General features: G+C 57.0%; 5 protein-coding genes and 1 tRNA gene. 5 read left to right on the top strand and 1 reads right to left on the bottom strand.

From position 1 onward, the window contains the following. Positions 1–874: 874 nt before the first annotated feature. A complete protein-coding gene (locus tag VFA76_11525) occupies positions 875–1,180 on the bottom strand; it encodes a hypothetical protein (GenBank protein HZR32465.1) in 306 nt (101 codons plus the stop codon). Between the two features lie 121 nt (positions 1,181–1,301). Between VFA76_11525 and VFA76_11520 the strand changes: the two genes are divergently transcribed. The 5 genes from VFA76_11520 to VFA76_11500 all read left to right on the top strand — a co-directional run bounded on the left by VFA76_11520 (position 1,302) and on the right by VFA76_11500 (position 7,088). Next, positions 1,302–1,377, top strand: a tRNA-Thr gene (locus VFA76_11520). 172 nt (positions 1,378–1,549) lie between these two features. Next, on the top strand, positions 1,550–2,896 hold the full coding sequence (locus VFA76_11515; protein HZR32464.1) for a sigma-54 dependent transcriptional regulator: 1,347 nt from the start codon (positions 1,550–1,552) through the stop codon (positions 2,894–2,896). A 144-nt stretch (positions 2,897–3,040) separates the two neighbouring features. Then, entirely contained in the window at positions 3,041–4,225 is a 1,185-nt protein-coding gene (locus VFA76_11510) for an AAA family ATPase (GenBank protein ID HZR32463.1), read from the top strand. 88 nt (positions 4,226–4,313) lie between these two features. Further along, positions 4,314–5,084, top strand: a complete 771-nt coding sequence (locus VFA76_11505; protein ID HZR32462.1) for an SDR family oxidoreductase — start codon at positions 4,314–4,316, stop codon at positions 5,082–5,084. Positions 5,085–5,516: 432 nt separating this feature from the next. Continuing rightward, entirely contained in the window at positions 5,517–7,088 is a 1,572-nt protein-coding gene (locus VFA76_11500) for a hypothetical protein (GenBank protein ID HZR32461.1), read from the top strand. Positions 7,089–7,115 lie beyond the last annotated feature (27 nt).

Below are 7,115 nucleotides of genomic sequence, written 5' to 3'. Positions count from 1 at the left end.
ACGGTACGTTCCACCCCAGTCTTCAGTGCTTGTTCTTGGGTCGAATTAGGCGGACATTCTCCGGCGTTGTATTAATGCTTGGGAAGTCTCGATGATTTACTTGAAGAGCGCACTTGGTTGGAGTGGCGTCGCGTGTCCAAGGCCAAGAGCCTAGTTGCTGTCCAAGGAATTTTCAAGAACACTGTTACCAAAGGGGCATGTCCTTCTGATACCTACGTTACTTGCAAGTTCTCTGCTCTAATGGGCCTCAATAGAGGAGGGCTAGGTTCCGTGGCCCACTGGCACGAATATCTCATTAAGTTTGGCGTCCTGGTTTGCACGGCTATTGCCGTGACCAAGCTGATTGTTAGCGAGCTTCGCGGTCTTTAAGTGGTAACCGCTGGCAAAGGCATCCTGGAGGGCTGCTCGGGGCAGGATTGTTCAGTGAAACCCCCCAAAGATCAGTTCGGCCAGTGAACCACTCCAAACGCAAGCTCAAGGAGAAACAAGCAGCCGAAAGACAAGGCCACGTATCCGACGAACACGACTCGCTTCACTTGCTTAGCATTCGGAGTCTTGCCCCATGACCCAATGCGACCACACTGGGCGGGGAATTTCAGCAGCAGGAATCCCCATCCAAAGAACCACACGAGGGTTATTATGTGAACACTCCGGGGAGATGGCATGGGCCTTTAGTTTGCCAACAGGACAATTTGAATTCTCAGAACTCCGGGAGCAAAGAGCACGCGGAGCAGGAACCAAAAACCCTCGTGGATGATACCGTAGATAAACCCAATCACTACGAGCAAATCTAAAATTACGGAAAGGGCCAGCAGGTTGCCCTACCAGCCCTGGAGAAAGCAGCGACACGACTAGCTAGTTAATCGGACAGTATTCAAGCAGCCCCGGCCCGTTCCAGTACCAGTGCCAGCCCACGCGCCAATACCTCAGCCGATTTAAACACAGCAGCGGCATGTACCGCACCAGCAGCGTGTTTCTCGTCGTATCCCGGCACAACCTGGACTGGAACTCGCATGTGGATACTCTGAAGCATGAACTGTTTGGCGACATCATTTCTCGGCTCGTCCTCGTCTAGCTCGTACTCAATTGGCTGATCTTCGGCAAGCTGAGGGCAATCCTCAAGACGGTTGGATTCTTCGGGGCGAGGAAGGAAATCCGCCCCACCTGGACAACCTTGCACGTCGCGTCATCAGGCCAGCACTCGCTGAGGCTAGGTTAAAATGGAGAGGCTATTGCAGCCTGCGTCCAGCAAGTCCAGCAAGTCCCGCAAGTGCAGTAAACTCAAGGGAGTCCAAAGAGAGGCCGACGTAGCTCAGTTGGTAGAGCAGTCGATTCGTAATCGACAGGTCATCGGTTCAAGTCCGATCGTCGGCTCCATGTTTAACAACGGTCCAACCTGGCATCGCGCACATCGTGCATTCGCCAACCTGAACCATGGCCGGCAAAGGGCGCCCACGGTCACTTTCGTAACCTTCAGATCAGGTGGCAGCCCGGATAGGCTTGATATGTACCACTAGCAGGCCTTCTCTAGAGGCGAGGAGCTGTCAGCTTGAAATGCCACTTCGTTGACGACCGGCGGGAGTTCTTCGCAATTTTGGAGGAAAAGCTGGGAGCGGACTTTTCGCTCTCTCCTGCCTCCCTGGAAGACCATTCGCGCCTTGCATCCAGCGATGTGATTATCAGCAGTCTGCCTGCCGCCGACGATCCGCAATTTCCGTCGCAGGTAAGGGCCCTGCAGACGTTGGTCCGCAATCCTGCGGGTGTGCCGGTAGTGGCTTTTCTTTCCACCGACAACCGTGAAGTAATGCGCACCGCCATGACTAGTGGAGCCTACGACCACTTTGTGGAGAACGGCTCCATGGAAGAACTGCGCCTGGTGCTTCGCCGTGCGTGGCAATATCAGGAAGCGCAACGCGAACTGGCGCGCCTGCGTGCCAGCGCGCCGGACATGAGCCGCTTTGCAGCCATAGTGGGTACTGATGAAACCATGCGCGCCGTGTTTGCCCTGGCAAGCAAAGTGGCTTCCACCGATGCTACTGTGCTGATCACAGGGGAAAGCGGCACTGGCAAGGAACTCCTGGCGCAGGCGATCCATCGTGCCAGCCCGCGTGCCGACCAGCCATTTGTCGCGGTCGCCTGCTCGTCGTTACCGGAGAGCTTGATTGAGGCCGAGCTCTTCGGCCACGAAAAGGGCGCATTCACCGGCGCCACCGGGCTGCGCGTAGGACGCTTTGAGGCGGCCCAGCGTGGCACAATTTTTCTGGATGAGGTTGGCGATCTCGCTCCCGCGCTTCAGGTCAAGCTGTTGCGGGTGCTGCAAGAACGTACCTTGGAGCGGCTGGGCAGCAATGAGCCGCGTAGTATGGAAGCCCGCGTCATCTGCGCCACCCACCGCAACCTGCAGGAGTTGGCTAAACAGGGGGGCTTCCGTCTCGATCTTTATTACCGGCTGAACACTGTCGAAATAGAACTCCCGCCACTGCGCGACCGCCGTGATGATGTCGCCCTGCTGGCGCACACTTTCTTGCAAACTTTCCGTGAGCACCACCAGCGGCCGGTGCAGCGGATTTCCGCCGCTGCCCTATGCGCTTTGGAAGAATATGACTGGCCCGGTAACGTGCGCGAACTGCAGAATGTGATCGAGCGCGCCATAGTCATTTGTGACGGCCCGCAGATCGAAATCGAACACCTGCCCTCGCAGTTTGCGGCCTGGAGCCTCGAGGATTCCGACAATTCGTTCGACGAAGAGGTACGTAATTTTAAGCGGCGACTCATCCTGCGCACTCTGGCTGAGTGTGGCAATAATAAGGTACAGGCGGCGCGCTTCCTGAAAATTGCGCGCTCCTCAATTCACCGGCTGATTGAAGAGTTGGACATTCCTCCCCTGGTGCACTGAACCGGGACTCAGCCTCCACTTTTTCCAGGCTTTTCGGCGAATACGCGTCTTAAAACGGCAGGTCTGCGACTTCCGTCACCTTGGAGCAACTCGCTCCGGCTTCTAGCATTTAGGTGGACAGTTGTCAGTGGGGAGGGCGGCATCATGAGCACGGTCACGGTCGGCATCGTGGCAGCAGAGGGTGATCAACTCGACCTGTTGCAGGCTCTGGTCGATGCCACTACGGCGGGCCGCACCGTGATGAAGGAATTCCACTCCACCCCTGATTCTCTGATCCCAAAGATTAAGGAAGCGCACCCGCAGATTCTCTTAGTCGATATTCCGCCGCGAAGCGCGGCTCCTGCTCTCAGCGCGATTGAGACTCTGCATGCCCAGTTTCCGCACACCTCCATCTTCGCCGTGGGCGACATGACCAAGCGCCAGGTGATCGTGGATGCCATGCGGGCGGGCGCGTGCGAGTTTCTGGATCGGCCGCCCAGCACCAGCAGCCTTTTGGACGCCTTCTCGCGCTTGACTGCGAGCCGGCGCAAGAGCTCCGACGATGGCAGCCGCGGAAAGCTCATCACAGTGATCAATGCTAAAGGTGGATGCGGAGCCACCACCATTGCGGTCAATGTGGCGGTCGCTCTGAATGAGTCGCATGGCAGCGCGGTATTAGTGGATCTGGCTCAGATCGGGCACACCGCCCTGCACTTGAACGTAAGACCCAATTTCGGCGTGGTTGACGCTCTCGGTAACGCGCAGCGTCTCGACAATTCGCTGCTCGATGGTTTCATGACCAGGTGTCCTTGTGGCATCCAGCTGCTCGCCGGCCCTGAAATACCTACTCCCGTAAAGGTGAGCGAGGAAGATGTGGAGCGCCTTTTCGACATGCTGCTTGGACAATTTCGTTATGTTGTTGTGGACGCCTCCTCCCGGTTGGATCCCCTGGTACGCATGGTGTGCAATATTTCCGACAGCATTGTGATGGTGGCTGAAACTGACATGATCGCCCTGCTCTGGAACGCAGCCCGGGTGCAGAGTTATCTGGGCGATGGGCCTGTGCGCGACAAGGTGCGCCTGGTGCTCAATCGTTTTCGCAAGACCCCGGAGTTCAGCGATGCCGATGCCGAAGCGGCCACCGACGCTAAAATCCTGTGGAAGATTCCCAGCCAGTATCTGACGGTCGGCACTTCCATTGATAAAGGCAGCCCAATTGCGCTGCAGAAGACTCCCGAAGTAGCCCGCTCGTTTAGAGGTTTGGCCGCCGCCCTTGCGCAAGTGCAAAGCAAGCCGCGCCGCAGCTTGCTGAACAGCGAATATGCCACGCGCATCCGTTCGCTGACTTAGTCGTCACAATCCACTCTAGTTTTTCCACCTGCCGCATTGGCCAGACCTTTCAATTCCGCGTAGGATGTTGAGTTTTCAACCCGCGCGCATGAACGGCTTTCCCAACTTTGACCTCAATGGCCAGGTGGCACTGGTCACGGGCGCGGCTCGTGGCCTCGGGCACGCCATTTCTCTGGCATTGGCGAATGCCGGCGCCGACGTGGCGCTCGGCCTCCGCGATGTGAAAACCGGAATTGGGCTTGCTCGTGAAATTGAAAAACTCGGTCGCCGTGCACTCCCTTTGCAGATGGACGTCGCACATCTCGACCAAATCTCGCGCGCGGTGGATGACACCGTGAAGCGCTTCGGACGTCTCGATATCCTGATCAACAACGCTGGTGGTGGCGTCAGCAACCTGGCTGAAGACGTGAGCGAGCGCGAATTTGATGAAACTGTCGCCCTCAATCTGAAGGCAACATTCTTTGCCAGCCAGGCCGCGGGGCGGGTAATGGCGCGCCAAAAGCATGGGCGCATCGTCAATTTAAGCTCACAGGCGGGATTCGTCGCGCTGCCCACCGAATCGGTTTACTGCATGACCAAGGCTGGAGTTTCGCACCTCACCAAATGCCTGGCCGTAGAGTGGGGCAAGTACAACATCACGGTGAACGCGGTGGCTCCAACTTTTATTCGCACCCCGGGGACTGACGAGGCGTTAGCTGATCCCGCGTTCTGCGCCGACGTCATTGAGCGCATTGCTGGACTGCACCGCATCGGCGAGCCAATGGAGGTCAGCGGTGCGGTCGTGTTCCTGGCATCGCCCGCAGCTTCCCTGATTACCGGGCACACAATTCTCATTGACGGCGGCTGGACGGCGCGCTAACTGACCACGAGCTTTCACTCCGCTGGGGATTTCCCTGAATAAAACACGTTGTTATTGTTTACAGAAGGGAATTCTTCGATGCCATGGGAGCGCTCGCCGCGGTTCGAGGACACGATGGATGTGATGGGCAAATGCAGCGAAAGGCTTGACAAGAGCGGATTTCGGGGTACTATGTAGCGCTCCACCAAAGCGAAGTCTTCCGGAGGAAGTTTCCCTATGAAAAGGAATATTTCTCGGTCAATTACCAGTCTCTTCTTGCTAGCCTTTTCCATAACAATTCCCGCCTGGGCGGGCCAGGTTTCAAGTGGAAAGGGGTTTAAATCTCCGGCTGCAAAATTTTCCAAAGCTGTGGCGGCTGATGTTTCGCCGTCTATGCGCACCCTTGCAACAGTGCCCCGTCTTTTCTCTCCATCCTTCACATCCCTGCGCGAAGTGAGACGGGAGCGCGGGCCGGTAGCTAAGGATAAAGGTTTTTCGGGTGACGCAGCGGTTCAGTCATCCACAGGGCGCGCCCTAGTTAATGCCGCAGCTGCTCTTACGCCAATACGAACTTTCGAAGGCTTATCGAACCAGGACAACTTCAACATCTTCGGATTCCGTGTCAACCCACCCGATCCTGTGGGCGCAGTCGGCCGCAACCATTACGTCGAGATGGTCAATTTGACCTTCGCGGTCTATGACAAACTGGGCAATCGCTTGTTAGGGCCGGTCGATACCGGCACCCTGTGGCAAGGTTTTGCGGTTCCCGATTGCACTGATCCTTCGGGCGATCCAGTGGTTCTCTACGATCGCTTCGCCGACCGCTGGCTCCTCTCACAGTTCACCACCAGCGGATTGAATCCCGACGGCAGTTACAACGGCAAACCGTTCTACAACTGCGTCGCGATTTCGCAGACCGGAGATCCCACCGGCGCGTATTTCCGGTATGCATTTATCACCTCCGCGCCCGGATCGGTGACATTCTTCCCCGACTATCCTAAGTACGGAGTTTGGAGCAACTCGTATCTGCTGACCTCGCGTGATTTCGGCCCCACGGTCGAATATGGCATCAGCGTTTATGCTCTTGAAAAAGAAAAGATGCTAAAGGGCGACCCCAATGCCCGTTCGGTGCACTTCTTCCTTGATTACACAGTGGTTCCGCTTGAACAAATTGGTGACGGCCTGCTCCCGGCCGATATGGACGGTGAGAACGTTGATGATAGCGTCTCTGCTCCCATCGTCGGCACCCAGGACGATAACTCCGATTACGGGGCGACCTTCGACGCGCTCAACATCTACGAGTTATCAGTCCGCTGGCGCAGCCAGCCGACCGCATCCCTGAAATTGTCGGCTCAGCTTCCGGTAGCGCCGTTTGACTCGATTTTCCCCTGCGGTGTGGTGCATGGATCGCAACCGCCGAGCGCCAGAGACTGCTTGCCTGAACCCGGGATCACTGATGGAAGCCGTTACCTCGACATCCTGTCCTACCGGCAGCGTCCAACCTGGCGACTTGCTTACCGGAACTTCGGCAATTACGAAGCGATGGTCACGAATCAGTCGGTGGAGGCGCGTCCGGGAGTCGCCGGCGTGCGCTGGTACGAGATACGGCGGCGCAACGGCAAATTCTCCGTGTTCCAGCAAGGTACTTACGCCCCCAGCGATGGCGTGCACCGCTGGATGGGCAGCGTCGCCATGGATCGGAAAGGCGATATCGCCTTGGGCTACAGCGTCGTTAATGGAACCGATGTTTACCCAGGGATTCGCTACACTGGCCGGCTAGCTGGTGACACTCCGGGGCAAATGACCTTGGGCGAGGGCACCATTATTAATGGGACCGGTGTGCAGGTGACAACTAACTCCCGCTGGGGTGATTACACCTCAATGAACGTGGACCCGACTGATGATTGCACGTTCTGGTATGTAAACGAGTACTACCAGATAAGCGGGATCATCGGCGTTAATACCGCGCCTTGGCAGACCCGGATTGGCAGCTTCCAGTTGCCGGGCTGCGCCAGGAAACGCTAGACACCACTTGCAACAGTGTTATTCAAA

Source organism: Terriglobales bacterium (assembly GCA_035651655.1).
Lineage (GTDB): Bacteria > Acidobacteriota > Terriglobia > Terriglobales > Acidobacteriaceae > DASRFG01.
This window is presented reverse-complemented; position numbering and strand designations above follow the sequence as displayed.

What these genes read in the sequence shown, in the direction of transcription:
- VFA76_11505 (HZR32462.1), top strand. Translation starts at nt 4,314, where the DNA reads ATGAACGGCTTTCCCAACTTTGACCTCAATGGCCAGGTGGCACTGGTC.
- VFA76_11510 (HZR32463.1), top strand. Translation starts at nt 3,041, where the DNA reads ATGAGCACGGTCACGGTCGGCATCGTGGCAGCAGAGGGTGATCAACTC.